Annotated in this window: 20 protein-coding genes; 10 read left to right on the top strand and 10 right to left on the bottom strand. The window is 65.1% G+C overall.

Annotated elements, in window-relative coordinates; all coding sequences use genetic code 11:
- The first annotated feature begins 56 nt into the window (after positions 1–56).
- The gene (locus ACFVVK_RS12365; protein WP_390266925.1) at positions 57–464 is read left to right on the top strand and encodes a VOC family protein; all 408 of its coding nucleotides are present in this window, start codon (positions 57–59) and stop codon (positions 462–464) included.
- 128 nt (positions 465–592) lie between these two features.
- Here the strand turns inward: ACFVVK_RS12365 and ACFVVK_RS12360 are convergent, their stop codons facing one another.
- Together ACFVVK_RS12360 and ACFVVK_RS12355 are read right to left on the bottom strand one after the other, a co-directional pair.
- Positions 593–2,260 carry a phosphodiester glycosidase family protein gene (locus ACFVVK_RS12360; RefSeq protein ID WP_390266923.1) on the bottom strand — a complete coding sequence of 556 codons (1,668 nt, stop codon included), beginning with the start codon at positions 2,258–2,260 and terminating at the stop codon, positions 593–595.
- A gap of 266 nt (positions 2,261–2,526) precedes the next feature.
- The gene (locus ACFVVK_RS12355) at positions 2,527–4,233 is read right to left on the bottom strand and encodes a phospholipase C (protein WP_390266920.1); all 1,707 of its coding nucleotides are present in this window, start codon (positions 4,231–4,233) and stop codon (positions 2,527–2,529) included.
- 457 nt (positions 4,234–4,690) lie between these two features.
- Between ACFVVK_RS12355 and ACFVVK_RS12350 the strand changes: the two genes are divergently transcribed.
- Positions 4,691–7,438: an alkaline phosphatase family protein gene (locus ACFVVK_RS12350; protein WP_390266917.1), complete on the top strand. Its 2,748-nt coding sequence runs from the start codon at positions 4,691–4,693 to the stop codon at positions 7,436–7,438.
- 159 nt (positions 7,439–7,597) lie between these two features.
- Here ACFVVK_RS12350 and ACFVVK_RS12345 read toward each other — a convergent pair whose 3' ends face one another.
- Entirely contained in the window at positions 7,598–7,840 is a 243-nt protein-coding gene (locus ACFVVK_RS12345) for an HNH endonuclease (protein ID WP_390267242.1), read from the bottom strand.
- Between ACFVVK_RS12345 and ACFVVK_RS12340 the strand changes: the two genes are divergently transcribed.
- Positions 7,787–8,038 (top strand): hypothetical protein, encoded by a 252-nt coding sequence (locus ACFVVK_RS12340; protein ID WP_390267254.1) that lies wholly within the window; start codon positions 7,787–7,789, stop codon positions 8,036–8,038. The genes ACFVVK_RS12345 and ACFVVK_RS12340 overlap by 54 nt on opposite strands.
- A gap of 370 nt (positions 8,039–8,408) precedes the next feature.
- Positions 8,409–9,464 (top strand): 2,3-butanediol dehydrogenase, encoded by a 1,056-nt coding sequence (locus ACFVVK_RS12335; protein WP_390266914.1) that lies wholly within the window; start codon positions 8,409–8,411, stop codon positions 9,462–9,464.
- A gap of 36 nt (positions 9,465–9,500) precedes the next feature.
- On the opposite strand, the gene ACFVVK_RS12330 is transcribed toward ACFVVK_RS12335, so the two are convergent.
- Positions 9,501–10,370, bottom strand: a complete 870-nt coding sequence (locus ACFVVK_RS12330; RefSeq protein ID WP_390266911.1) for an NAD(P)-binding domain-containing protein — start codon at positions 10,368–10,370, stop codon at positions 9,501–9,503.
- Between the two features lie 173 nt (positions 10,371–10,543).
- Between ACFVVK_RS12330 and ACFVVK_RS12325 the strand changes: the two genes are divergently transcribed.
- A complete protein-coding gene (locus tag ACFVVK_RS12325) occupies positions 10,544–11,785 on the top strand; it encodes a S8 family serine peptidase (protein ID WP_390266908.1) in 1,242 nt (413 codons plus the stop codon).
- A gap of 58 nt (positions 11,786–11,843) precedes the next feature.
- On the opposite strand, the gene ACFVVK_RS12320 is transcribed toward ACFVVK_RS12325, so the two are convergent.
- Together ACFVVK_RS12320 and ACFVVK_RS12315 are read right to left on the bottom strand one after the other, a co-directional pair.
- Positions 11,844–12,254, bottom strand: a complete 411-nt coding sequence (locus ACFVVK_RS12320) for a MerR family transcriptional regulator (RefSeq protein WP_390266905.1) — start codon at positions 12,252–12,254, stop codon at positions 11,844–11,846.
- 9 nt (positions 12,255–12,263) lie between these two features.
- Positions 12,264–12,725 carry a hypothetical protein gene (locus ACFVVK_RS12315; protein WP_390266902.1) on the bottom strand — a complete coding sequence of 154 codons (462 nt, stop codon included), beginning with the start codon at positions 12,723–12,725 and terminating at the stop codon, positions 12,264–12,266.
- Between the two features lie 115 nt (positions 12,726–12,840).
- Here ACFVVK_RS12315 and ACFVVK_RS12310 point away from each other — a divergent pair, with 115 nt between their 5' ends.
- From ACFVVK_RS12310 to ACFVVK_RS12300, 3 genes are all read left to right on the top strand, one after another.
- On the top strand, positions 12,841–13,278 hold the full coding sequence (locus tag ACFVVK_RS12310; RefSeq protein ID WP_390266900.1) for a VOC family protein: 438 nt from the start codon (positions 12,841–12,843) through the stop codon (positions 13,276–13,278).
- Between the two features lie 43 nt (positions 13,279–13,321).
- On the top strand, positions 13,322–13,843 hold the full coding sequence (locus ACFVVK_RS12305; RefSeq protein WP_390266897.1) for a GNAT family N-acetyltransferase: 522 nt from the start codon (positions 13,322–13,324) through the stop codon (positions 13,841–13,843).
- A 413-nt stretch (positions 13,844–14,256) separates the two neighbouring features.
- On the top strand, positions 14,257–14,796 hold the full coding sequence (locus ACFVVK_RS12300; RefSeq protein ID WP_390266894.1) for a GNAT family N-acetyltransferase: 540 nt from the start codon (positions 14,257–14,259) through the stop codon (positions 14,794–14,796).
- On the opposite strand, the gene ACFVVK_RS12295 is transcribed toward ACFVVK_RS12300, so the two are convergent.
- Together ACFVVK_RS12295 and ACFVVK_RS12290 are read right to left on the bottom strand one after the other, a co-directional pair.
- Positions 14,698–15,060: a hypothetical protein gene (locus ACFVVK_RS12295; protein WP_390266891.1), complete on the bottom strand. Its 363-nt coding sequence runs from the start codon at positions 15,058–15,060 to the stop codon at positions 14,698–14,700. The genes ACFVVK_RS12300 and ACFVVK_RS12295 overlap by 99 nt on opposite strands.
- Positions 15,061–15,107: 47 nt before the next feature.
- Positions 15,108–16,484, bottom strand: coding sequence for an FAD-binding oxidoreductase (locus ACFVVK_RS12290; RefSeq protein WP_390266888.1), 1,377 nt, complete (start codon positions 16,482–16,484; stop codon positions 15,108–15,110).
- A gap of 414 nt (positions 16,485–16,898) precedes the next feature.
- Between ACFVVK_RS12290 and ACFVVK_RS12285 the strand changes: the two genes are divergently transcribed.
- Entirely contained in the window at positions 16,899–17,342 is a 444-nt protein-coding gene (locus ACFVVK_RS12285; RefSeq protein WP_390266885.1) for a YybH family protein, read from the top strand.
- A 45-nt stretch (positions 17,343–17,387) separates the two neighbouring features.
- Here the strand turns inward: ACFVVK_RS12285 and ACFVVK_RS12280 are convergent, their stop codons facing one another.
- Together ACFVVK_RS12280 and ACFVVK_RS12275 are read right to left on the bottom strand one after the other, a co-directional pair.
- Positions 17,388–18,680 (bottom strand): flavin-containing monooxygenase, encoded by a 1,293-nt coding sequence (locus tag ACFVVK_RS12280; protein ID WP_390266882.1) that lies wholly within the window; start codon positions 18,678–18,680, stop codon positions 17,388–17,390.
- Positions 18,681–18,682: 2 nt separating this feature from the next.
- Positions 18,683–19,078: a TfoX/Sxy family protein gene (locus ACFVVK_RS12275; protein ID WP_390266879.1), complete on the bottom strand. Its 396-nt coding sequence runs from the start codon at positions 19,076–19,078 to the stop codon at positions 18,683–18,685.
- Between the two features lie 506 nt (positions 19,079–19,584).
- Between ACFVVK_RS12275 and ACFVVK_RS12270 the strand changes: the two genes are divergently transcribed.
- A partial coding sequence (locus ACFVVK_RS12270; protein ID WP_390266876.1) for a beta strand repeat-containing protein occupies positions 19,585–23,015 on the top strand: 3,431 nt, incomplete at its 3' end.

Here is a 23,015-nt window from a genome sequence, read left to right as displayed (position 1 = left end):
CGCCGTCCTTCACCATTGGAATGGCCGGGATCGTCCCAGCAAGAAAGCGACCTCCAATGAACCTCGTATCTATCCGCATCATTACCGACGACGTCAGCGCGCTGGCCAGCTTCTACGAGCAGGTCACCGGCGGCATGGCAGTGCACCTGAACGAGCACTTCGCCGAGGTCAGTACTCCCTCCGGAACGCTCGCGATTGGGAGTACTGCCACCGTCGGTCTCTTCGGGCCAGGATCCGCGCGTCCGGCGGACAACCGCACAGCCATCCTTGAATTCCTCGTGGACGATGTCGATCTCGAATATCAGAAGCTGCAAGGATGGACCACCACATTCGTGAATGAACCAACGACGATGCCGTGGGGCAACCGGTCGTTGCTGTTCCGCGACCCCGACGGCAACCTCGTTAACCTGTTCACACCGGTCACGGCAGCGGCGATCGAGAAGTTCGCCTCTTACGTCCGATAGTTTCGATGCTGAGCGCCGCGAGCAGGGTGGTGCCGCCGTCGTCGTCCATTTCCAACGGCGCCGGCGTAGCGGAACCGCCGCCCGGTCCGGATTGACTTTCCCGGATGATCTGGCCGCCGGTTAGGCTGCTATTCCTTGCGTCCCGGAAGCAGGAGGAGCGCGTCTCCGATGGGGCGTTCGCCAGCAGCGTCCGAGGGGGAATTCACAACACGCCCGTTCTGGACCATGGTGGTTGATCCGCCGCCGTCGAGGTTGATGGCATTGACCATGCCGAGGGAACGGGCGACGTCGGCTGCTTCCTTGATGCTGAGGCCGAGCGACGTGGTCTGCCTACCATCGGCGGTGACGATCAGGGTGCGGCCCTGGGCGTCCACGCCTGCAATTGTGCGGGGATTGCGCTTGTGGACCCACCCGTAGAAGAAGGAGTTGCTGTCGTCGGTGCGGGCCATTCCGTCCCGCTTGGCGGTCACGTTGAGCTTGCCGTGTTGAACGAGTGTGGGGCCGCCGTTGACGACGTCGGTGGTGGCGCTTGTCTTGAAGAGTTTTCCGTCGCCGGTGAGGAGGTCCGTGTCGACCTTCAGCTTGGAGCCGGGCTTGGCCAGTGCGGCGAGCTTGCCGACGTCGGTTCCGGTGGCCTGCAGGGTGTGGCCGCCGGCCGGGACGGCGGTGCCCCTAATGTTGTTGACGGCGGTGACCGTGCCGCGGGCGTCGAGCACGGCTTCCAGCCCCGGCCCGGACGGAGTCGAAGCCCCAAACTCGGGAGTGAAGGCGACGATCTCGTTTGCGTCGGTGCAGGTGAAGTCGTGCAGCGGCAGGTTCGTTGGAGTGTCGTCGGTGCCGCCGCAGTTTCGGATAAGGCCCGGCACGCGGTTCAAGCCGTCCAGGGCGAGTGCCGCGGTGTTCCCGGGGGCAGTCACTGTGCCGTGCCAGTGCAGGCGCTGGATGGACGTGTTGTTCTTGGCGCCGATGACGAGGGAGGGCCGGTGCCCGACGGGTTCGCTGAGGACCTTTCCGTCGTGAACTGCCGCGCCTGCGGGATCGCCTGGGGCTCCGGCGGCGGGGTCCATGACGAAGTAGCCCCCGTTGGTCGCAGCCAGGGCGCCCGAGGCGGCGGCGAGCTGGCTGGTGGTTTCCCGGTCCTCGAGGTTGGGGCCGAAGGAGGAGGTAAGGTCGCCGCGGAATTCTTTGGGGTCGATCGTGAGGACCTCGAGCTTCCAGGGTCCGTGGTCGTTCTCGCTGGAGCCTTCGTCGCCGTCCCAGCCGGTGTAGATCACAGAGGATTTGTAGCCGGCCGCCTGAATCTGAGCGACTGTGGCGGCGCCGTCGGCTTTGGCCGTGAAGTGTCCGGCACGCACGCGGTAGCCGAGATCCCCTCCGGCGTCGGCCAGCCGTGGTGACTGGACATGTTCGACGCGGGCAACGACGCCTGCGGCGTTGAGCTTGTCGGCCACTTTCTCCGCCTGGGCTTGGGTGGACAGCGCTGACGCCGGCGCGTCCGGATCCGGGGAGGTGGAGGGCACGGCGACCTCGGCCGTCCAGAAGAAGTCCTGGTTGGGCGTTCCGCGGGTGATGGCGGTCCGGGTCAGGCCCGGGGCCAGGGCGGTGACGGTGCGCGTCTCGGGCTGATCTGCTGCGCCGAGGTCGAGAGGGCCGGGCTGTGATGGTGCGCCAGTCTGCTGGGCCGGGGCCGTCGGCGCCGCAGTGGAGGCACCTGCAGGGGCAAGGAAGGCGAAGGGGAGAGACACGGCCAGTGCGGTGATAACCGCCCGGCGGTGACGATGATTGGGGTTGATCATGGTTAGGACGCTATGGCGCCGCGGGGCCGGAGCTGGCACCCCCACGCCGCCGTTCAGTTTGCTTTGCGCAACTGTTCACCGCCCGTTGGGCCGACAGTGTCCGGCTGTTCCCCGCGGTACTGACCCACCCGCAGGGTCGATACCGGCGACGGAACTCATCGATGCGGGCCTGACAAAAGAAGCGCCGCCGGGCGGGTATGCCGGGCGGCGCTTCCGTTGTCCATATTCCTTACAGCCGCCCCGAATAGAGCAGCAGCAAGGGGTACCTAGTCTCTCGCGTTGCCGTGACCGTTGTGGGTTACGGAGGCGACGGCACCGGTCTGCTCGTTGAGCAGGACCTTGTCGTTGCGTTCGTGGTGGAAGTTGAACATCGAGGCCATGTTGCCGGCGGTGGCGTCCGCCGAGGAGTCACCGATCTGGCCGGTGTGCCAGTTGTCCTCGATGAAGCGGAGGATGGAAGCTTGGTCGGTTTCCGTGTGGTCGACGAAGTTCTTCTTCGCGTAGGGCGAGATGACCACCAGTGGCTGGCGGGGGCCGGGTCCGCAGCGGTCAGCGTAGCCGCCGGCCATCGGGACGCCGTTCGCGGCCGCGTTCTGGCACCATGCGGCGTCATCGGCATTGTTGGATGAATTCTTGGGCTGGGCGGCCACGTGGTCGTACCAGCCATCCGAGTCGTCATAGGCAATGACGACGGCGGTGTTATCCCAGTTCTTGGACTGCTGGATCTGGTTCACGGTCTTGGTGATGAAGTTCTGTTCGTCGACGGGATCCGAATAGGCGGCGTGGCCGTCCTGAAACTCCGAAGCCTTCAGGAAGGACACGGCCGGCATGTTGTCGCTGTCGACGACCTTGCTGAAGTCGGTGAGGTCGTACTGGTGGTTGGCCTGGCCGTTGTGCCCGATTTCCGCGTCGTTTACCGGGGGAAGGTGGTGCGGGTTGGCCGTGGAGGCGTAGTACTGGAACGGCTGGTGGTGCGGGGAGTAGTCAACCACGGAGGCGCCGGCGGCGTTGGTGTGGCTGGCCAGGCACGAGGCCGGGGCGGCGCCGGTGGCCGCGGTGGTGGGTGCGAAGCCGCCCTGGAACCAGCCCCAGGAGGTGCCCTGGGCGTTGAGCAGGTCACCGATGTTTTTGCCCGTCATGCCGGCCAGGTTGTTGGCCTTGGCATGGCTGTTGTTGGAGCAGTCGTCGTACACCGGGTCAGGGTCGTTGATGACCGTGCCGGCACCGTTCGCGTCCGGCTGGCGGACCGCGCTGCTTCCGGCAGCGGGTGTGGCAACCGGCGCTCCGGCTGCCGTGAACTCCTTGACGCCGTGGGTTTGGCCGGAGATCAGGTTCAGCGCACCCGGCGTAGAGGGGCCGAAGACGGTGCTGAAATGGTTGTCGCTCATGGCATAGTTCTGGGCGTAGTTCCAGATGCCAGTGACTGTGTTGCCGTCGTAGTAGTCCATGGTCAGGCCTGGTCGGCCGTACTGGTTGGTCCCGCACGCGTCGCGGCTGGTGAACTGCACGAACTTGTCCATCAGGCCGCCGTTGTAAGCGTTTTGCTCGGCCTTGTAGCCGTGGTCCTGGTCGCAGGTGACAGCCTGCATGGGGGAGAGCCTGGAAGGCTGGGCCGAATTGGGGTTGTTGGGAGCCAAAAGTCCTGCGCTGGCCAGTGTGTTGATGTCCTTCGGAGTGTCCGCAGATGCCCTAAAGGCTGCCGCCGGGGTGCCGGAGCCCTGCTGGGTTTCCCCGGGGGTGTTGGCAGCCTTGGGGTACGTGGCGAAGTAGTGGTCGAAGGAGACGTTCTCCTGAAAGAGCACCACTACATGCTTGATCGGTGTGGCTGTGCCCGAGCGGCTTTCGGCGGCTGTCGCGGTGTCCGTGGCGAGACCGAACAGGCCCGACGTCAGTGCCGAGGCAGCGAGGACGGCTGCGCCGGCGACCGCGGCGCCTTTGCGGTTGAATCTGCGTTTTGCCTGGAGATGAGGCATGGGGGATCCAGTCTTTCGTCTGTGAAGGGAGTGGCTGCTGTAAAGAGCCCTCCAATTTGTTACTGACCGGTTATTAACCCCCGGGGGTGGCTTCGTGAACACGAGGTGAAGGGCGCACGGCGGTCTTTGGCGGCGGTCCCTTAGGGCGGTCGAGCTCTGACCATGTTGGTCCTAGTTCGAGAGGAGCGGCATAGCGAAGTACTTAAACCCCCGGCAAACACGGGCGTCCATTCCACGCCAAATGGTTGCCTAAATTAACCAAACGCGTCACTCGGATTTAAGCCCGGGCCCATAGGTTCGCTGTGTGAAAAAACCCACGAAAATCGTCCGTAGATCCGCAACCGAGCAGAAAGGAAGCCCCTCCCCTTTAGGAAAGTTGCCCTCATTTGTACGTGGCCATAAGCCGCTGGCAATTGTTGCGGCGAGCTGCACTCTGGCTGTTTTGGGCGGCGCTGGCATGGCGGCCGCCTCAACGATCCCATTCGGCCAACAGCAGGTCGGCTCCCAGAGCGACAAGGGGGAGCAGATTTCCTCCAACCAAGTGATCAAGCCCATCGGCGATCGCCTGATGACACCCTTCGGTAAGATCATGGGCTCGACTGTCAGCCCGGACGGCCGCTACCTCGTCGCGACCAGCGCTGACCGCTCGGTCGACCTGCAGGTCTTCGACCTGGCAACGTACAAGCCGGTCGCCGCGGCAGGCACCCTCGCGAGCAGTTCGTTTGCCACGGCGGCGGGCAGCGCCGGTTACGCGAACATGGCGTACCAGCACATCACGGATGGTTCCGTGGGTCAGGAAGGCCCGGTCTTTTCGCCCGACGGCAAGTTCCTGTATGAGCCTGTCGCGACCGGCATCGTCCGTTACCCCTTCAACCCGGACGGCTCGCTGGGGGCCGGCACGACGATCAGCATTCCGAACGCGGGCAGCAAGCAGGCCCTGACTGCGGGCATGGCGTTTTCCCCTGACGGCTCAACCCTGTACGCCGCCGTGAACGGCCAGAACACCGTCGTCGCGATCGACCCGGCCGCCGGCACGATCAAGCAGACGTTCAGCACCGGTATCGCCCCGCGGCAGCTGAAGTTCGTCGGCACCAGGCTGTACGTCTCCAACGAGGGAGGCCGCCAGGCCCGCCCCGGGGAACCGACCATGGAGTCCTACGGCACGCAGGTTCCCGCGGACCCCAAGCTGGGCACCTCCACGACCGGCACGCTGAGCATCATCGACACGGCCAACGCGACGGCGGCGGTTTCTTCCATTGACGTTCAGCTGCACCCGACCGCGATGTACCTTCAGGGCGCCACGCTGTACGTGGCGAACACCAACAGCGACAGCGTCTCAGTGGTGGACACGGACACCAACAAGGTCCTTCAGACCATCGGCACCCAGCCATGGGCCTCATCCCGGGTGGGCTATGAGCCGACAGGCATCACCATGCAGGGCGACCGCCTGCTGGTCTCGCTGGGCCGCGCGAACGCGGTCGCGGTCTACAAGGTCAACAAGCAGGACCCGAAGGACCCTGCGAGCTACATTGGCCTGCTCCCGACCGACTACTACCCTGGCAACGTCACCGCGGTGAAGGACCAAATTGTGGTCACCAATATCCGTGGCATCGACGCTCTTGGCCCCGAGCAGACGATCAATGAGGGCCCGGGCACCACGGCTGCGACCGGCCACGGCACGCACTCCACCACGGCCTCACTCACCAGGTTCACCCTGCCCGGCGATGATCAGATCCGGCAGTACACCGACACCGTATTCCAGCAGAACGGCTGGGACCGCGACTCCGTCAAGCAGGCAACCGAGGGCCAGGCCGAGCACGGCCCGGCCGTCGCCGTTCCGAAGCGGATCGGCGACCCGTCGGCGATCAAGCACGTGTTCCTGATTGTGAAGGAAAACCGCACCTACGACCAGGTCTACGGCGACATGAAGCAAGGCAACGGCGACGCATCGTTGGCCCAGTTCGGCGCGAAGATCACCCCGAACCAGCACGCGCTCGCCAGCCAGTTCGGCCTGTACGACAACACCTACGACATCGGCACCAACTCCGCCGAAGGCCACAACTGGATGATGCAGGGCGACGACCCGGCCTACACCGAGACGAGCGCCGGTGAGTACAAGCGCTCGTACGACACCGAGAACGACGTCCTGGGCCACCAACGCTCCGGGTTCCTCTGGACCGCGATCCAGGACGCGGGGAAGACCGCCAGGAACTACGGCGAGTTCGACTCCGACGAGGGCAAGCCGGCCGGCGCGACCTGGCAGAACTACTACTGCGCGGCCACGAGCACCATGGGCGGCGGCGACCCGGCCCAGCTCTTCACCCCGGCACTGCAGATGCACGCGAGCTCGGCCATTCCCTCGCTCAATGCGATCACGGACCCGAACGCGGCACCGTTCGACACCTCGGTGCCGGACATCTACCGCTACGCGACCTGGAAGCAGGACTTCGAGAAGAACGGGCCGAAGAACTTCCAGATGACGTGGCTCTCGAGCGACCACACCGGCGGCACGGCCGACCCCAGGGCACAGGTCGCCGACAACGACCTCGCCGTGGGCAAAATCGTCGACGAAATCTCCCACTCCCCGTACTGGAAGGACTCGGCGATCTTCATCGCCGAGGACGACAGCCAGAACGGCACCGACCACGTCGACGGCCACCGCGCCCCGGTCCAGGTCATCAGCCCCTACGCGGCGCATGGCAAGACCGTGAGCACCTTCTACTCGCAGATCAACATGGTCCGGACCATCCAGCAGATCCTCGGCGCCCAGCCGCTGAACCAGAAAGTCGCCGCGGCCACCCCGATGTTCGACGCCTTCACCAACAAGGCCGATCTGACACCGTTCAACGCCGTCCCGAACCAGGTCCCCCTCACCGAGGGCGTCAAGACCGCCCCGTCCTGTGGCCTCGACACGCTTGGCCAAAGCGGAGCCTCCGCCGCCGCGGTGAACGCGGCCGCAGCCAAGGCCGCGGCTGCCCCGGCCTCGATGCAGGCAACGGCGGCACAGTGGGACGACTGGTCCGAGCAGCAGCACCTGACCGGCAACGGCGCGAAGGAAGACTACGCGAACCCGCACCTGTTCAACCGCTGGACCTGGTACCAGACCCACGACTGGTCCGCCCCCTACCCGGGCGACGCCAAGATCTATGGCCCGAACAACGTGCCGGGCATCCCCGCCGGCTCGACAAACCACGAGGACGACTGACCGGCCGTTGGTCGGCCCGATGACCGCTGGTCGCTGATGGGCCGCATGGGCCGGGCGCGGGGGACAACCCACGGGCCCGGCCCATGCCTGCTCGTGCGAAGGCTCTTCGGTCCAGCGCCGGAACCGGGACGGCCGTAAACGCCGTTGTAGGCGGAATACTTAGGGGAGTGGCTGCCGTGCGCCGACGCTCACGGAACCGGCAGGCGCAACGGACTCCCGCCGTCGTCGTTCTATCCTTGCTTGCTGACCGGGCGAGGGAATCCTCGCGCCTTTTACCCGGTTGCATCTGGCGCAGGCGGCGACAAAGTTGTCCAGGCTGGTGGATCCGCCCTTGGACCAAGGGAAGAAATGGTCACCATGCTCGGCTGGTCGGGGGCACCGACGCCCGAGTCCGGCCTCCATCTCGCACTGGCCCCCAGCTCGCGCCATGCCCTCCACGCGCTGTTGGCGACCGAAACGCCGGACCGGGTCCCTGCGTCGGACATCACGGGCGCGGATGACGGTCGCAACAATGAGCAAACCAACGATCAGCAACCCCGGGAGGGTAACCGCGGCCAGAACGCTGTGAACAAGGCCACTAAGGACCCCGCTGACGGTTGAGGCGCCGGTCCCTGCGCCGCCCTTCCCCTTCGGGATCAGCGCCAGGACAACCGCGATGGCTAACCACACCATCACAGCGGAGTAAGCGAGCCGCAAAGCCTGCCGGCTCCAATAGATGCGCTGCAGGTCCACCATCAGTCATTCCCCCAAAAATGAGCTTCATAGCAGCGGCGCTGCTAGTGCAACAGATCGTACCGCCCCCAGACCGGCCAGATGGTCGATGACGGACGCGCGTGGAGCGGCCCTTTCGGGTGCAGGGCCCGACGCCCCTATCTCAGCAGGCAGCCCGGGTGGAAGGATGAGCGGGCTGGAACCGGGCACGCCAGGTCTTGCAAGGATCGGCGTATGTTCACAGAAAGGAAGGGTCATCATGAAGGCAGCGCGTTTCCACGCCCGCAAGGACATCCGGATCGAGGACATCCCCGAGCCGGAGCTGCGGGCCGGGGCGGTGAAGATCGACGTCGCGTGGTGCGGCATCTGCGGCACTGACCTGCACGAATACTTGGAAGGTCCCATCTTCTGCCCTCCTCCGGGGCACCCGCACCCGCTCTCCGGCGAGGAATCACCGGTGACCCTGGGGCACGAATTCTCCGGGACCGTGTCCGAGCTCGGTGACGGCGTGGAGGGGCTGGCGGTGGGCGACGGCGTCGTCGTCGAACCGTACTTTGTGGACGGCGACTGCGACATGTGCCAGGCGGGCAGCTACCACCTGTGCCGGCAGATGGGCTTCATCGGACTCTCCGGCGGCGGAGGCGGGCTCAGCGAAAAAATCGTGGTGGACCAGCGGTGGGTGCACGCCATCGGTGACGTCCCCCTAGACGAGGCCGCCCTGATCGAGCCGCTGTCCGTGGCCCACCACGCGGTGGCCCGCAGCGGCGCCAAGGCCGGCGACGTCGCCCTGGTGGGCGGGTCCGGCCCCATCGGGCTGCTGACCGCGGCCGTCCTCAAGGGGATGGGCGTGACCACGATCATCAGCGAACTGACCCAGGCGCGCAAGGACAAGGCCGTCTCCAGCGGGGTGGCGGACCACGTGCTGGACCCCAGCGACGAGGACGTCCCGGCCCGGGTGCGGGAACTCACCGGCGGCACCGGCGCCGACGTCGCCTTCGAATGTGCCGGCGTGAACGCGGTGCTGGACACCATGCTCGACGCCGTCCGGCCCGGTGCGGTGGTGGTCAACGTTTCCATCTGGGGCGCGCCCGCCACCGTGGACATGCAGAAGCTGGTGCTCAAGGAGATCGACCTCCGCGGCACCATCGCCTATGTCCGCGACCATCCCGCGGTGATCAAGATGGTGCAGGAGGGCAAGGTGGACCTCAAGCCGTTCATCACGGGCAGGATCGCGCTGGAGGACCTGGTTGAGCAGGGCTTTGACACCCTAATCAACCACAAGGACACGGCCGTGAAGGTGCTGGTGCATCCGTAAGGCCACCATCCCAAGAAGCCGGCGTTACGGCCCGGTTCATTCCTGGCGGCCCCGGGACATCCGATCGACCAGGAATTCGGCATCGTCGCCGACTCCTGAGAGCAGGCCTGACTTGAAGGTGTGCATCCAATGCAGCGCAAGGAAGTAGAGGCCCGGAACTGCGGTGACGCCGTGCTGCTGGGCAGGGCGGCCGCGGGCATCGAACACGGGAATCCTGACCCAGCCGTAGTCGTAGGTGTACCCCGTCGCCCAGATGATGGTGGTGATGCCTTCATCCACGAGATTGAGCGACTCGACCTCCTGCACCCCGGGAAGAGGCTCCGGTTCCCCCGGATCTGCCTCGGTGGGCTCATCCTCACCGGATCTTTGGATGAAGTCCCGTGCCGCCGCCAAGAAGCCGGCGTACGCCTCCGGCAGGGTCTCGGGACTGCGGTAACGCGTGGGGTCGAGCTGCATGACCGATCGTGGGACCTGGTGCGCCAGGTCGGGGATCCGGGGGAGCTGAAAGGGCCCGGTCGCAAGGACCACGTTCCGCGCGTGGATGGATGCGTCAGCCAGGGACAGCTCGAAGCCCTCATCCCCGGCCAGCGCGGTGAGACCCCTGACTTCGGTATGCTCACGCACGGGAGCTGCCGCGTGCCCCGCGTAGTCCTCCAGGAACCGCAGGATCTCACGGTAGCGGGCGAACCCCTCCGGATCGGGCCCCTGATATGTGTAGTCGGGCAGCTGCACGGTCCAGTTCGGGAACTGGAAGCGAAGGGAGTCCCAACGCTCGGTCCTCCAGCGCTCGCCGACGCGCCCACGCTCCAAGACGACATGCTCGCGACCTTGCCGCTGCAGCACCCGACTCATGGCGAGCCCGGCCTGACCGCCGCCGATGACAACGATGTCCTGCTGTTCCCGCATGCTCAGCTCCTGAGAACCGGTGACACACCCAGCGTAGCAACGCATACACCCGCCCGGCAGAGCTGGAACTGACCGTTCAAGCTCAGTTGCCAGCGTCTGTCCAGATGACCGGCGGGAGTAATTTTCCGGCAGACGCTTCCTGGCCGGTGCACATTCAGGCCAAGATGCTCCGTATGAAAAATCTCGTTATTGCCAGCTTCGCTGCGGTAGCCCTGGGGTTCGGTGCGCTCACCGCAGCAGTCCCGGGCAACGCGGCAACGGAGCCGCAACGAATCACAGGCCAGATCATCGTCAAGTTCCGCGATAACAGCGCGGCAGCCGCCGTACTACGCCAGCATGCCCTGAGTGAGGGCGCTGGTATCGGCAGCACCGGCGCCCATGTCGTCAAGGTACCGGCCGGCAAAGAAACCCAGCTCATCGAGGCTCTGAGCCGCAACCCGGCGGTCGAGTACGCCGAGCGGGACGAGCAGGTCGGTGCCGCGACAAATGACCAGTACTTCCCCCGGCAGTACGCCCTGCAAAACACGGGCCAATCATTCACTAACACTGCCGGCACGCTTACGGTGGCCGGGTCCAAACCGGACGCCGATGTGGACGCCGTCGAAGCATGGAACATCACCACCGCGACCGGCATCAAAGTGGCTGTCCTCGATTCCGGTGTTGCTAGCGACAACCCCGACATCAACCCGAAGGTTGTGCTGCGGGCCAACTTCAGCAACGCGGCCACCAATGAAGACAACTACGGTCACGGCACCCACGTGGCCGGGATCGTCGGCGCCAGCTCCAACAACACCATCGGTGTCGCGGGAGTGTGTCCGGGTTGCACGGTCCTGGCCGGAAAGGTGCTCAACGACAGCGGAGTTGGATCCAGCTCGGGCCTGGCGAACGGGATCAACTGGGCGGTCAGTAACGGCGCGAAAGTGATCAATATGAGCCTGGGAGTGCGCGCCTCACGCACCCTCGAGACGGCCATCAATAACGCCTGGAGCAAGGGTGTGGTGCTCGTTGCGGCGGCAGGCAACGGCGGCAACCAGAGCAAGATCTACCCCGGAGCGTACCCCAACGTCATTGCCGTCGCCGCTACCGACAACGCCGACGCCAAAGCATCGTTCTCCACCTACGGAACCAGCTGGGTGGACGTAGCAGCGCCCGGCGTCAACGTCTACTCAACCTTCCCGAACCACACATTTGTCCTCGGGACGCAGAACCAGCGCTCCTTCGGCTACGACGTCGGAAACGGGACCTCAATGTCCTCAGCCATCGTCGCTGCAACGGCCGCGCTTGCCTGGAGCTCCCACCCCGGTGCCACGAACACGTCAGTCCGCGCCAACGTCGAATCAACGGCCGACAAGATTTCCGGCACGGGCACCTTCTGGGCGAAAGGCCGCGTGAACGCAGACAGGGCCGTCCGGTAGTCAGAGCCTTGGCACGAGTGCTCCGCCAGAAAAACTGGCGGAGCATTCCTGCTACGAGTCAAAGCGTCGACGAATCGACTCCGAGTGCTTGCACGATCGGACATTCCTCAGTCGGATCGATGCACTGCTGGTGCAGGAGCATCTGGAGAGCGTCCCGCGTGCGCTGCAGGTCCTGGATCCGGGCATCGATTTCCTGGAGCTTGTCGACCGCGGCGGCGGTTACCGAGCCCACATCGATAACTCCGGACCGCAGCCCGGCGGACATCGCGGTGAAGTCTGTCAGCTCAGTGAGAGTGAAGCCGAGTTCCTGGCCGCGTCGAAGGAACCGCAATTGGCTGAGCGCCTTGTCGTCATAATCTCGATACCCGCCCGTGGTACGCGGGGGTTGGGCAAGAACTCCGCGGCGCTCATAGAAGCGCACGGTGGAAACCTTCACTCGTGCCCGCCCGGCAAGTTCCGCAATTCGCATACTCGAAGCCTAGGACCCCGCCGCGATTGGTGGAACTTTGTCGGCGGACGACCGATTCAGGGTTCCGGCACGACGGGCTGCGAGAAGCGCAATACCCTGAGCCAGAGCCCAGACAATCTCAAGGATGAGCATGAGGAGCAGGAGCGGTGACGCCCCCTGCACGAGGGCGGCAGACATCCCGAGCGAGAACAGCACACGTGCTCCCACGTCAGCCGCTCCCGCTGCCAGTGACGGACGCAGGATGCGGAAGAGCGCCCATACGGTCACGACGCTCCCCATCAGGTTCGCGAACATCACCGTAAACGGGTCGCCAGGGTCCGGTGTTGAACCGGCCAGGCCGAGGTTGTTATGGAGCGCACCGAGACCGTCGAAAATGACCGTGGCCGTCACGGCGAAGGCGAACCCCGCGGTGACGACAAGGTCGTAGAGAGCCGATAAGCGAACGACGCGCAAGGCGTTGAGAAGTGTCATAGCGTCATCTTCAACTATGAACCATAGTGCGGAGTCAAGCCGTCCCGTGGCGGTCGTCAGCCGGGAGCTCCGAGACCTCTGGAGCTATTCCGCCCGGCTCGGTAGCATGCAACGCATGGCCATCAAACTTGAGAACGTCGGCATCGCCGTCCGCGACCTCGAAGCAACGATCTCTTTTTTCACCGACCTCGGCCTCACGGTCGTCGGCCGTGACACGGTCAGCGGCGAGTGGACCGACACTGCCGTCGGCCTTGACGGCAACCACGCCAACATTGCGATGCTCCAGACGCCAGACGGCCACGGTCGTCTTGAGCTCTTCGAGTACATTCACCCCGAAGCGATCGAGTCGGAGCCCACTCGTCCCAACGAGATTGGCATGCACCGCGTCGCGTTCTCAGTAGACGACATCGACAAAGCCCTGGAGATAGCCGCGAAGCACGGATGCCATCCGCTACGCGGCGTGGCGACCTATGAGGACGTTTACAAGCTCACCTACGTCCGCGGTCCCAGCGGCATCCTCGTGATGCTCGCCGAGGAACTGAAGAAGAACTGACCGCCGCCTTGGCGCAAGACGAGCACCGGCCAGAAGCAGCGAAGTGGATCTCTTGATCAGACCGGCGAGAAACGACGACCTGCCCCGCTTGCGCGACATCGAAACCGCTGCCGGCGAAGCATTCCGGCAGATTGGCATGGCTGCCGTCGCAGACGATGCACCGCCGTCGTTGGACGCCTTGGCCACTTACCAGCGCGACGGCAGGGCGTGGGTCGCAACCAATTCCTGCGGCGAGCCGATCGCATACATCTTGGTTGAGATCGCGGACGGGCACGCCCACATCTCGCAGGTCAGCGTTCACCCTGACCACGCCCGGCAGGGTGTTGGAGGGGCGCTGATCGAGGAGGCGGCCCGCTGGGCTGTAGAACGTAAGCTACAAGGGGTGACCCTGACAACCTTCCGAGATGTTCCGTGGAATGCCCCTTACTACAGCCGCTTAGGCTTCGTGCAGCTACCCGAACAACAGTGCATGGAAGACATTCGCCAGATCCTGGAAGCGGAGAAGGCTCATGGTTTACACGCCTGGCCTCGCGTCGTCATGAAGAAAGCCGCGACCGACAGTTGAAACCATGCCGGGACGAATGACCTTCGGTGAAGTGAAATCCGAGTTATCCACGACGAACGTGGCACGTTCCCAGGGCCGTGCAGCGTCGAAGTAGAGGCGCTGTCCGCCGACGTACCGGCGCATCGTTGGGTGCTCGGGGTCGGGGTTGCTGCCGTTCCGAACTGCCATTCGTGCCGCGGTTTCGGTGAACGGAACGTCCAGGAATACCGAAGCATCCCAGTAGGAGGCGAGTTCATCCGGTGCAGGAACATGCCTTCCACAACGACCAGTGCATCCGATGGAGCGCGAACGACTTCCACCGCTCCCTCAGCGTGCATTCCCGTGCCTGCGAGCAGGTTCCCGAACTGGCACGACCATTGAGAGACGGCCCGGGTGCGGATAATCGTTGCTTATGCGCGTCCATAATTATCGCTATGGACCATGCGCGAGTGCCTCGGATCGAGGTCGTCTTCGAAACCGATCGACTGCTGCTTCGGCCATTGCGTGTATCTGATGCTGCAGTCCAGCGCGAGCTGTGGACCGAGCGCGATCCTCGCGTCCCTCCACATCGTCGCATCAGTCCCGATGGTCACCCCACGATCGAAGATCTCGCGGACCGAATCCGCCGTGACGACCGGCACCCCTTCCCGGGGTTGCTGGCCGCCGAGCAGAAGAGTTCGGGGCAGGTCATCGGCTACTGCGGGCTAATTCCCAGCGGGCAGGGACGAGCTGCAGAGCCGGAACTCGCCTTCGAGTTCCTCCGCAAGGTCTGGTGCCAGGGGTTTGCGACCGAGGCCTCGTGGGCCGTCCTCCAGCGGGCGCGGGCCTCGGGCTACCCACGGCTTTGGGCTACAGTCCGCGACTGGAACACCGCTTCACGCCGTGTGCTGGCCAAACTCGGATTTGTCGAAACCGGGCAAATAGAACCTGACGAAGTCCACGGCGATTCTCTCTTCACGACGAAGTCGCTCTGACCGCAATCCGGTTGCAACGGCGTCCACCAGATGAACCAGATGCCGTTTGGCATCCTTCACCACGGGCCGCTCAGACCTGCCCAGCACAGCCGTCCACGGCACGACGTAGCCGAGCACCACCCAGGCGAGCACCGCAAGAACGAGCAGCACCGCCGTCGTACCCGGCCATCCCGCCATCCCCAGGCGGACGCCGAGCACATTCGTTCCGGCGATGAAGGTGAAGAAGCCGAACGCGCGGGCCGGGCCCAGGAAGTCGTGGCGCATGTCAGCGGGGAACCGGACCAGCCGGACGAGGCTGAGCGTCAGGCGTGTCAGCCTGCAGGCTTGATGTTTTGGTTGATGTGGAAGAGGTTGCCGGGATCGTACTTGGCCTTGACTTTGGCGAGGCGGGCGTAGTTCCCCGCGTAGGTGTCCTCGATGTTCGACTGGTCATCGGCGTCGAGGAAGTTCACGTAGCCCGCCCCGGATCCGAGGGGGTGGAGCTCGGCGTAGTAGTCGCGCACCCACTTCTTATTGGCCTCGTTGTCGGCTGGATCCTCCCAATGGCAGGCAATGTCCACGGCGAAGTCGGCGTCGCGGTACGGGAACGCGGTCTCGTCGCGCCCGACTCGCTGGACGGCACCGTTAATGGGATAGAAGTGGTTGGCCGTCTGGACGCTCGGAACGCCAGCGCCGAACTTCTCGGCGACCCGGACGACGTCGTCAGTTAGGCGGGGCAGGAACGCTGACTTCCAGTAGGCCTGCAGGCCCTTCGTATACATGGGGTCGAAGAGTGTATTGAGAACCGGGTAGGGGAGGGGGCCCAGGAAGGAGCCGGCGACGGGCGCAACGTCAAGGAACGGCTGCCATTGACGCTCCCCTTCGTCCTGTGGGCCTGCCCAGCCGCCCACCAGCACCACCACGGGCTTCCCGTGATACTCCTCGGGCAGGAAGGGGACGGGCGGTCCCTGGTGGAAGCCCAGGAACACTCCCATTTCCTCCGGTGCGGTGGCGATGTATTCCCGGTAGAGCCGTGCCACGGCGTCGGCGTGCTCCAGAACGTAAATGATCACTCCGCCGTAGAGAACATCCACAGGGTGAAGGTTGAACTCAAAGGAAGTCACGACGCCGAAGTTGCCGGTCCCGCCGCGAAGGGCCCAGAAGAGGTCCTCGTTTTGCGTGTCGCTGGCGACCAGAAACTTCCCGTCCGCGGTCACCACGTCGGCGGATTTCAGGTTGTCGCACGACAGCCCGTACTTGCGGGCGAGGTAGCCGATGCCTCCGCCGAGAGTCAGTCCAGCAACCCCCGTTGATCCGATGATGCCTCCAGTGGTGGCAAGGCCGAATGCGCCTGTGGCGTGGTTGAAGTCCGCCCATGTCACGCCGGCTTCGGCCCGTGCTGTCCCGTTGGCAGGATCCACACGCACGCCCCGGCAGTCTGTGAAGTCGATGACGAGCCCGCCGTCGCAGGTCCCGAACCCGGGCGCGCTGTGGCCGCCGCCGCGCAGCGCCAGGTCCAAGCCGGTGTCACGGGCGAAATTCACCCCTGCAATGACGTCAGCGACTTGCGACACACGCAGAATGGCTGCGGGGCGTTTGTCGATCATTCCGTTGAAGACGGCCCGCGCGGTGTCGTAGTCCGCCTGATCGCTCGTGATGACTTGGCCCCGCACTTTCTCCTGGAGGGCCTGGAAAGAGCTGTTGTCCACCGTGTACTCCGATTCACCCAGGCGGGCATGCCCGGGCAACTGGGCGCGGCCGCTGGGGTCGTGCCGGCCGATTGGTTAAGCAGCCGATGGGGCCCAGCATCTTGGCGGGCAAAAGCCTATGCCGCAGGCTTCCACAGCGGCGGAGACCGGATGCACCTTGGCAACGCAGCATCGTCGCGCGGTTTGCCTTGGCGTGATTCAGAAACGAGGTTCGCCCCTCGCCTCAACGGGTTACAGCACGGCTATTCGTAAAGTACTCCGGCCCCAAACGGGGGTCAATAACCTAATGCGCGGCTCCCGACTCGGGCGGCCTGAGGCCACCCCACCGTTGACGCCGTACCGGGGAACTGCCAGTGTGACCGCAAACCCTGTATTGCTCGAGGCTGCGCCTCGATGGCGGCGGAGGAGACGGACATGGGCGAACTCGAGGATTTCCTGACCGACATGCTGGACCGGCAGATAGCAGCCGAGACCGCGATCCACAACGGTGACGTTGAGCCTCGGATGGCGCTGTGGTCCCGCAACGAACCCGTCACGCTGCTTGGCGCGATGGGCATGTCCGAGGCGGGGTGGGACAAGCTCAGCCGGACGTTCCGCTGGCTCGCCTCCCGCTTCTCCGACTGTACCTCCTACAGCTTTGAACTCCTCGCGGCTGGAGCCAGCGGGGACCTCGCCTACACGGTGGGCTTTGAACGCGTAGACCTGTCCGTGGACGGAGGCCCGCCCCATTCCACCAAGCTCCGCGTTACCCATGTGTACCGCCGCGAAAACGGTGAATGGAAGATCGTCCACCGCCACGGAGATTACGTTCCCCTGGATGAACCGGCGGCTGAGGGAGCATCCGAACCGGACGCCTGAACCCGGGCACGCGGAATCGCGGCGCCCGCCGCCGACCGCCGCAACTCACCGGGCGGCGATGTGCCCTGCCACGTACTCCGCGTCCGCCCCGACCAGCGCCACCGTTGACGACGCGTGCCGGGTGAGCCACGGCAGCCCCACGGTGTAGAGACCGGGGACTTCGGTGACGCCGCGGGTGTGGCGGGGGTAGTTCCACGCGTCGAGCACGGGGATTTCCAGGAAACTGAAGTCCAGGCCGTAGCCGGTGGCCCAGATGACGGAAGTGACGCCCTCGGCGTCGAGATTGAGGCGGGCTCCTGACTCGGCCGGCAGCCAGCCGTCGGCGGTCGCAGCCTCCGCGGCGGGCGCGTCGATGCCGGCCGCGGCGATGTAGGTGTCAAGCATCGGCTTCATCCGCTGGCCGAACGCCGACTCCACCAGCGCCAGCCGTTCGGGGAGGTCGTCGCTAAAGACGAGTGCGCCGTCGTCCGTTCCCTCGAAGTGGCCGTGCAGCCGGACGCCGCGGCGGCCCAGTTCGCGCAGGTGGATGCTGTGGCCGCCGTCGTTGCCGGAGATCAGCGGATTGCACAGGAAGCGCGCGGCGGGGGAGGGGAGTTGCTCCCGCTGCAGGCCGTTGATGCCGTAGCCAGGCCCGTGCAGGTTGACCTGCAGGAGCCAGTAGAACGTGTCCTGGCCGCGGTAGCGCCGCGGCGCCTCGGGGCAGGCCGACATGGACAGGTGCACCTGCCGGCCGGCGGCGAGCAGGTCCTCGGTGATCTGCCCGCCGGACTGCCCGGTGCCCACCACCAGCACCGCTCCGTCGGGCAGTTGCGCGGGGTTGCGGTAGTCATGGCTGTGCAGCTGGCGGATGTGCCGGGGGAGTTTGGCGGCCGACGCCGGAATCCGCGGCCGCTGGTAGGCGCCGTTCGCGAGGACGGCGTTCCGTGCCAGCCACTCTCCCTGGCTGGTTTGGACGGCAAAGCCGCCTTTTGCCCCGGCGAGGTCCGCGGCGCTGTCCGCCCGGGCAACCCGCGTCACCTCGGTGCCCAACTGCACTGGTGCCGCGATCCGATCGGCGTAGTCGCGGAACAGCTCGATCACCGCATCGCGGTGCAGGAACGCGTCAGGCTCCGGACCGTCGTATGTCTGTCCCGGCAGCAGGAACGCAAAGTTGGGCGTGTTCAGGTAGAACGAGTCCCACCGGTCCTGCCACGCGCCGCCCAGTTCCGGCCGCTGCTCCAGCAGGAGATGTTCGACGCCGGCCCGGCTCAGCCAGTAGCTCGTGGCCAGCCCGGCCTGCCCCGCGCCGATCACCATGGTGTCGACCACGTTGTCCGGTCCTTCGACGGGGGAGGGCATGGCTACTGCTTCGCGGCGTTCGCCTTCGGAGGCTTAGCGGCTTTGGGCGCCTTCGGGGGGAGCCCGGCCACGTGCTCGAACGCCTTCTCCACCCAGGCCTTTTCCCGTGCCTCGTCGCCGTCGCCCTCGGCGTTCCAGATCTCCGGCAGTCCGGTGTAGCCGCCCATGGGCCGCTCGGCGGGGCCGAACGGCACAGTCCGCTCGGTGCTTTCAAGTTCCTCTTTGTCCGACTCGGCCAGCTTGACGCCGATGGTGGGGCCGAAGAGGCCCGCGAACATGTTGCCGTTCACGAACGCCCCGAGGTTCCCGAACATCGGTTTGATGACCACCTCGGGGTGGTCGGGCAGCACGGAGCGGAAGTGCTCCTTGTCGGCGTCGGACGCTTTCGGCATTTCCATGGGTCTTCTCCCGGTGCTGTCGGTCAGGGACGGTCTTCCTGCAGGATATGCCCGCGGCTGGGAACGGTACAGGCGGTCTGCCTTTAGGCGGTCGGTGCACGCTCCGGGCGGCCCGCAGTGGATGGGCGACCGACGCCGACTCCGCCGTCGGTTACAACGTTCCCGGCAACGGTCATCAGGCCGCCCATGAACCTTTTTAGACTCAGTCGAATTTGCGGCGCATGCCGATGTCGTCCGGGAGCCAACGGTTTTTGGTGGGCGCTTTATTCACCCTGCAAGCGGGCACCAGAAATCAGCTCATAAGACTTTTACTGCCTGCTGGCCGTTGCACCGTAGCAACGGATAGTTAATTCTCAGATCCCGAGTTAGTATTTCCAAAGTCTGGTTCAGCAGACTTTGGTTGCGCCGCTTTTGCTGGCGCATGAACTTGGGGGAAATACATGCTCGCAACGACGAGTAGATTCCGCCTGCCTGCCTTTATCAGCGCAGTGCTGGCGATACTTTTGATGCTGGGTACTGTCCCAGCCACCGCGGCCGATACGGCCACGGCTTCCATTCAGGGGACGGTAACTGCTCCCGCCGGAGTTAAAGTCGACGGCACATATGTTTACGCCCTGACGACGGCGTTTGAAAGCCAGGTGGGCCAGTCCAGCGTCGGAGCCGATGGCAGCTACAAAATCGACGGCCTCCCCGCGGGATCCTACAAGCTCCGGTTCTCCGGCTTGAATACCGGCGCCCAGGAGCAGTGGTACAAAAACGCAGCCTCCTATGACACCGCCACTGCTGTGACCGTCACCGCCGGACAGGCCCTCGCCGGCATCAACGCCACGCTGGTCAAGGGCGCCACGGTCGGCGGAAAGGTCACAATTCCGGCCGGCGCAAGTTCATCCAGCCTATCTGTGGTTGCCACGTCGACGGCCTTGCGGCGCGAGGCGGGAATGTCCAGCGTGGCAGCGGATGGCAGCTATAAAATCACGGGCCTGGCGGCGGGATCCTACAAACTCCAGTTCACGGGCTGGAATTCTGGCACCCTGGACCAGTGGTACAAAAACGCAGACTCCTTTGACACGGCCACGGCCGTGACCGTCACGACCGGACAGGCCATCACCGGCATCAACGCCACTTTGGTCAAGGCCGCAACGATCAGCGGCAAAGTCACCGCACCGGCAGGCGTCACCCTCTCCAACGTTTCAGTCAGCGCCTCTTTGGCGGCCTCACAAAACCAGGTGGGACGATCTTCCACGGTGGCGCCGGACGGCAGCTACAAGATCATCGGCCTGCCGGCAGGGTCCTACAAGGTCGGGTTCTCCGGCTGGAACTCTGGCACCTTTGACCAGTGGTACCCGAAGGGGGCCTCCTTTGAGACGGCCACCGCAGTCTCCCTCACCGCCGGTCAGAACCTCACCGGCATCAACAGCACCCTCGTGAAGGGCGCCACCATCAGTGGAAAAGTCACCGCCCCGGTGGGGGTTGACCTTTCGAACGCCTACGTCGGCGCCTCTCCGGCGGCTCAAGAAGGCAGCCGAGAGACACGGACGGCAACCTTCGCTCCGGACGGCAGCTACAAGATCACGGGGCTGCGGGCAGGACCGTACAAGCTCCAGTTCTCCGGCTGGAACACCGGCGCCCTGGACCAGTGGTACAAAAATGCCGCCTCCTTCGATGCGGCCACGGCCGTCACCGTAGCTACGGGCCAGGACCTAACAGGGGTTAACGCCACATTGGTGAAAGGCGCCACGATCAGCGGGAAAGTCACCGTCCCGGCAGGCGTCACGGTTTCCACCATCCAGGTCTCGACCTGGTTGGCCTCCTCAATGACACGCGTGAACCAGTACGTGAATGCGGCACCGGACGGCAGCTACAAGATCGTCGGCCTGCCGGCGGGATCCTATCGGCTCCAGTTCTCCGCCTGGAACACGGGCGCGGTTGAACAGTGGTACCAGAACGCAGACTCGCCCTACAAGGCCCGTCCTGTGACTGTGACGAACGGCCAGGACCTCACCGGCGTGAACGTCACCCTGGCCAAGGGCGCGACGATCAGCGGAAAAGTCACCGCCCCGGCAGGCGTCAGTCCTAGCGGCATGTTCGTTCTGGCTTCTCCGGCAGTCTCCCAAGACCAGAACCCAAGCTATTACGGCTCGGTTGGCCTGGACGGCAGCTACAAGATCATCGGCCTTCCGGCGGGATCCTACAAGCTGGCCTTCAGAGCAGGCTCCGGCGGAGCCACCGACCAGTGGTACAAGAACGCATCCTCCTCGGACACCGCCACCTCGGTGACCGTGACTGCGGGCCAGGACCTGGCTGGCATCAATGCCACCCTGCTGAAGGGCGCGACCATCAGTGGAAAAGTCACCGCCCCACCCGGCGTCGAACTCAGTAAGGCACCAATGAAGGGCGGTGCCGTGACGGCGACGACCGTACAGGTCTACGCGGCGGGCTCCTCGACGTCGATGGTGGCCCAGGGGAACGTGAATCCAGACGGCAGCTACCAGGTAGCTGGGTTGGCTGCCGGATCCTACAAGTTGTTCATTTCCAACTACAATACGGGCGCGGCCGACCAGTGGTATGACAAGGCGGCCTCCTTCACGACTGCCCGTATCCTGACGGTGGCGGCGGGGCAGGCCCTGACAGGCGTCAACCCTGTCCTGATCAAGGGCTCCACCGTCAGTGGCAAGATCGCGGGCGGAGGCGCCACGGGCACCCCCGTCAGTATCCTGAACTCCGCGGGAACCGTCGTCAAGAACGGCTACGCCGACGCTGCTGGAACCTACAGCATCAACGGTCTGGCGGCGGGATCCTACAAAGTGGCATTCAACCGTGCCAGCGGCTCCTCTCTCGGGGAGGCACAGTTCTACAACAACAAGCCCGAATCCGCAGGGTCAAGTGCAGCCCAGTTCGTGACCGTCGGCGCAAACGCATCGGTATCGAACATCAACGCCACCCTCGTCACGGGCGGCCGGATCACCGGGACACTTGCAGACAAGGCCGGAAAGCCCCTGCCCTACACCGGAGTGCAGGCGTACACCCGGGATGGAAGCCTTATCACCCGCATAGGATCCACCGACGCTAATGGAAAGTTCAGCATCCCGGGCCTCAGCACCGGGAAATACATTGTCACCGCGAGGTCCGGCGCGGACGGGTCGAAGGTCTACTCCGGAAACGTAGCCACCGAGGCCGGCGCAACGGCGGTCGCGGTGGCTGTCGGTAAAACCACGGACATGGGCGCGCTGTCCTTCGGCACCTCGCCGCTGGCGTTGACGGCCGCGCCGGTTCCGACGGTCACGGGTACGACCGTGAGCGGGCAGAAGCTGACGGCGGTTCCCGGCACGTGGGGTCCGGCACCAGTGGGCCTGGCATACCAGTGGAAGCGGTCCGGCGTAAACATCTCCGGGGCGACCGCCGCGACGTATGTCCTGACCTCCGGTGATGTCGGCAAGACGATCACGGTGACGGTGACCGGGTCCAAGACCGGGTACGCGACGGCGGCGAAGACCAGTGCGGCCACCAAGGCCGTCACGGCGCCGCTGGCGTTGACGGCTGCGCCGGTTCCGACGGTGACGGGTACGACCGTGAGCGGGCAGAAGCTGACGGCGGTTCCCGGCACGTGGGGTCCGGCGCCGGTGGGCCTGGCGTACCAGTGGAAGCGGTCCGGCGTAAACATCTCCGGGGCGACCGCCGCGACGTATGTCCTGACCTCCGGTGATGTCGGCAAGACGATCACGGTCACGGTGACAGGGTCCAAAACCGGGTACGCGACGGCGGCGAAGACCAGTGCGGCCACCAAGGCCGTCACGGCACCGCTGGCGTTGACCGCTGCGCCGGTTCCGACGGTCACGGGCCGTACCGTGAGCGGGCAGAAGCTGACGGCGGTTCCCGGCACGTGGGGTCCGGCGCCGGTGGGCCTGGCGTACCAGTGGAAGCGGTCCGGCGTAAACAT

The sequence above is a fragment of the Arthrobacter sp. NPDC058192 genome (assembly GCF_042883665.1).
GTDB lineage: Bacteria > Actinomycetota > Actinomycetes > Actinomycetales > Micrococcaceae > Arthrobacter.
The sequence above is the reverse complement of the archived record's forward strand: the minus strand, read 5'-3'. Positions and strand labels throughout refer to the sequence as shown.

Bases quoted from the DNA above. Each gene is read 5' to 3' on its own strand.
- ACFVVK_RS12365 (WP_390266925.1), top strand. From the start codon at position 57: ATGAACCTCGTATCTATCCGCATCATTACCGACGACGTCAGCGCGCTG.
- ACFVVK_RS12360 (WP_390266923.1), bottom strand. From the start codon at position 2,260: ATGATCAACCCCAATCATCGTCACCGCCGGGCGGTTATCACCGCACTG.
- ACFVVK_RS12355 (WP_390266920.1), bottom strand. From the start codon at position 4,233: ATGCCTCATCTCCAGGCAAAACGCAGATTCAACCGCAAAGGCGCCGCG.
- ACFVVK_RS12350 (WP_390266917.1), top strand. From the start codon at position 4,691: ATGGCGGCCGCCTCAACGATCCCATTCGGCCAACAGCAGGTCGGCTCC.
- ACFVVK_RS12340 (WP_390267254.1), top strand. From the start codon at position 7,787: ATGGTCACCATGCTCGGCTGGTCGGGGGCACCGACGCCCGAGTCCGGC.
- ACFVVK_RS12345 (WP_390267242.1), bottom strand. From the start codon at position 7,840: ATGGAGGCCGGACTCGGGCGTCGGTGCCCCCGACCAGCCGAGCATGGT.
- ACFVVK_RS12335 (WP_390266914.1), top strand. From the start codon at position 8,409: ATGAAGGCAGCGCGTTTCCACGCCCGCAAGGACATCCGGATCGAGGAC.
- ACFVVK_RS12330 (WP_390266911.1), bottom strand. From the start codon at position 10,370: ATGCGGGAACAGCAGGACATCGTTGTCATCGGCGGCGGTCAGGCCGGG.
- ACFVVK_RS12325 (WP_390266908.1), top strand. From the start codon at position 10,544: ATGAAAAATCTCGTTATTGCCAGCTTCGCTGCGGTAGCCCTGGGGTTC.
- ACFVVK_RS12320 (WP_390266905.1), bottom strand. From the start codon at position 12,254: ATGCGAATTGCGGAACTTGCCGGGCGGGCACGAGTGAAGGTTTCCACC.
- ACFVVK_RS12315 (WP_390266902.1), bottom strand. From the start codon at position 12,725: ATGACACTTCTCAACGCCTTGCGCGTCGTTCGCTTATCGGCTCTCTAC.
- ACFVVK_RS12310 (WP_390266900.1), top strand. From the start codon at position 12,841: ATGGCCATCAAACTTGAGAACGTCGGCATCGCCGTCCGCGACCTCGAA.
- ACFVVK_RS12300 (WP_390266894.1), top strand. From the start codon at position 14,257: ATGGACCATGCGCGAGTGCCTCGGATCGAGGTCGTCTTCGAAACCGAT.
- ACFVVK_RS12295 (WP_390266891.1), bottom strand. From the start codon at position 15,060: ATGCGCCACGACTTCCTGGGCCCGGCCCGCGCGTTCGGCTTCTTCACC.
- ACFVVK_RS12285 (WP_390266885.1), top strand. From the start codon at position 16,899: ATGGGCGAACTCGAGGATTTCCTGACCGACATGCTGGACCGGCAGATA.
- ACFVVK_RS12280 (WP_390266882.1), bottom strand. From the start codon at position 18,680: ATGCCCTCCCCCGTCGAAGGACCGGACAACGTGGTCGACACCATGGTG.
- ACFVVK_RS12275 (WP_390266879.1), bottom strand. From the start codon at position 19,078: ATGGAAATGCCGAAAGCGTCCGACGCCGACAAGGAGCACTTCCGCTCC.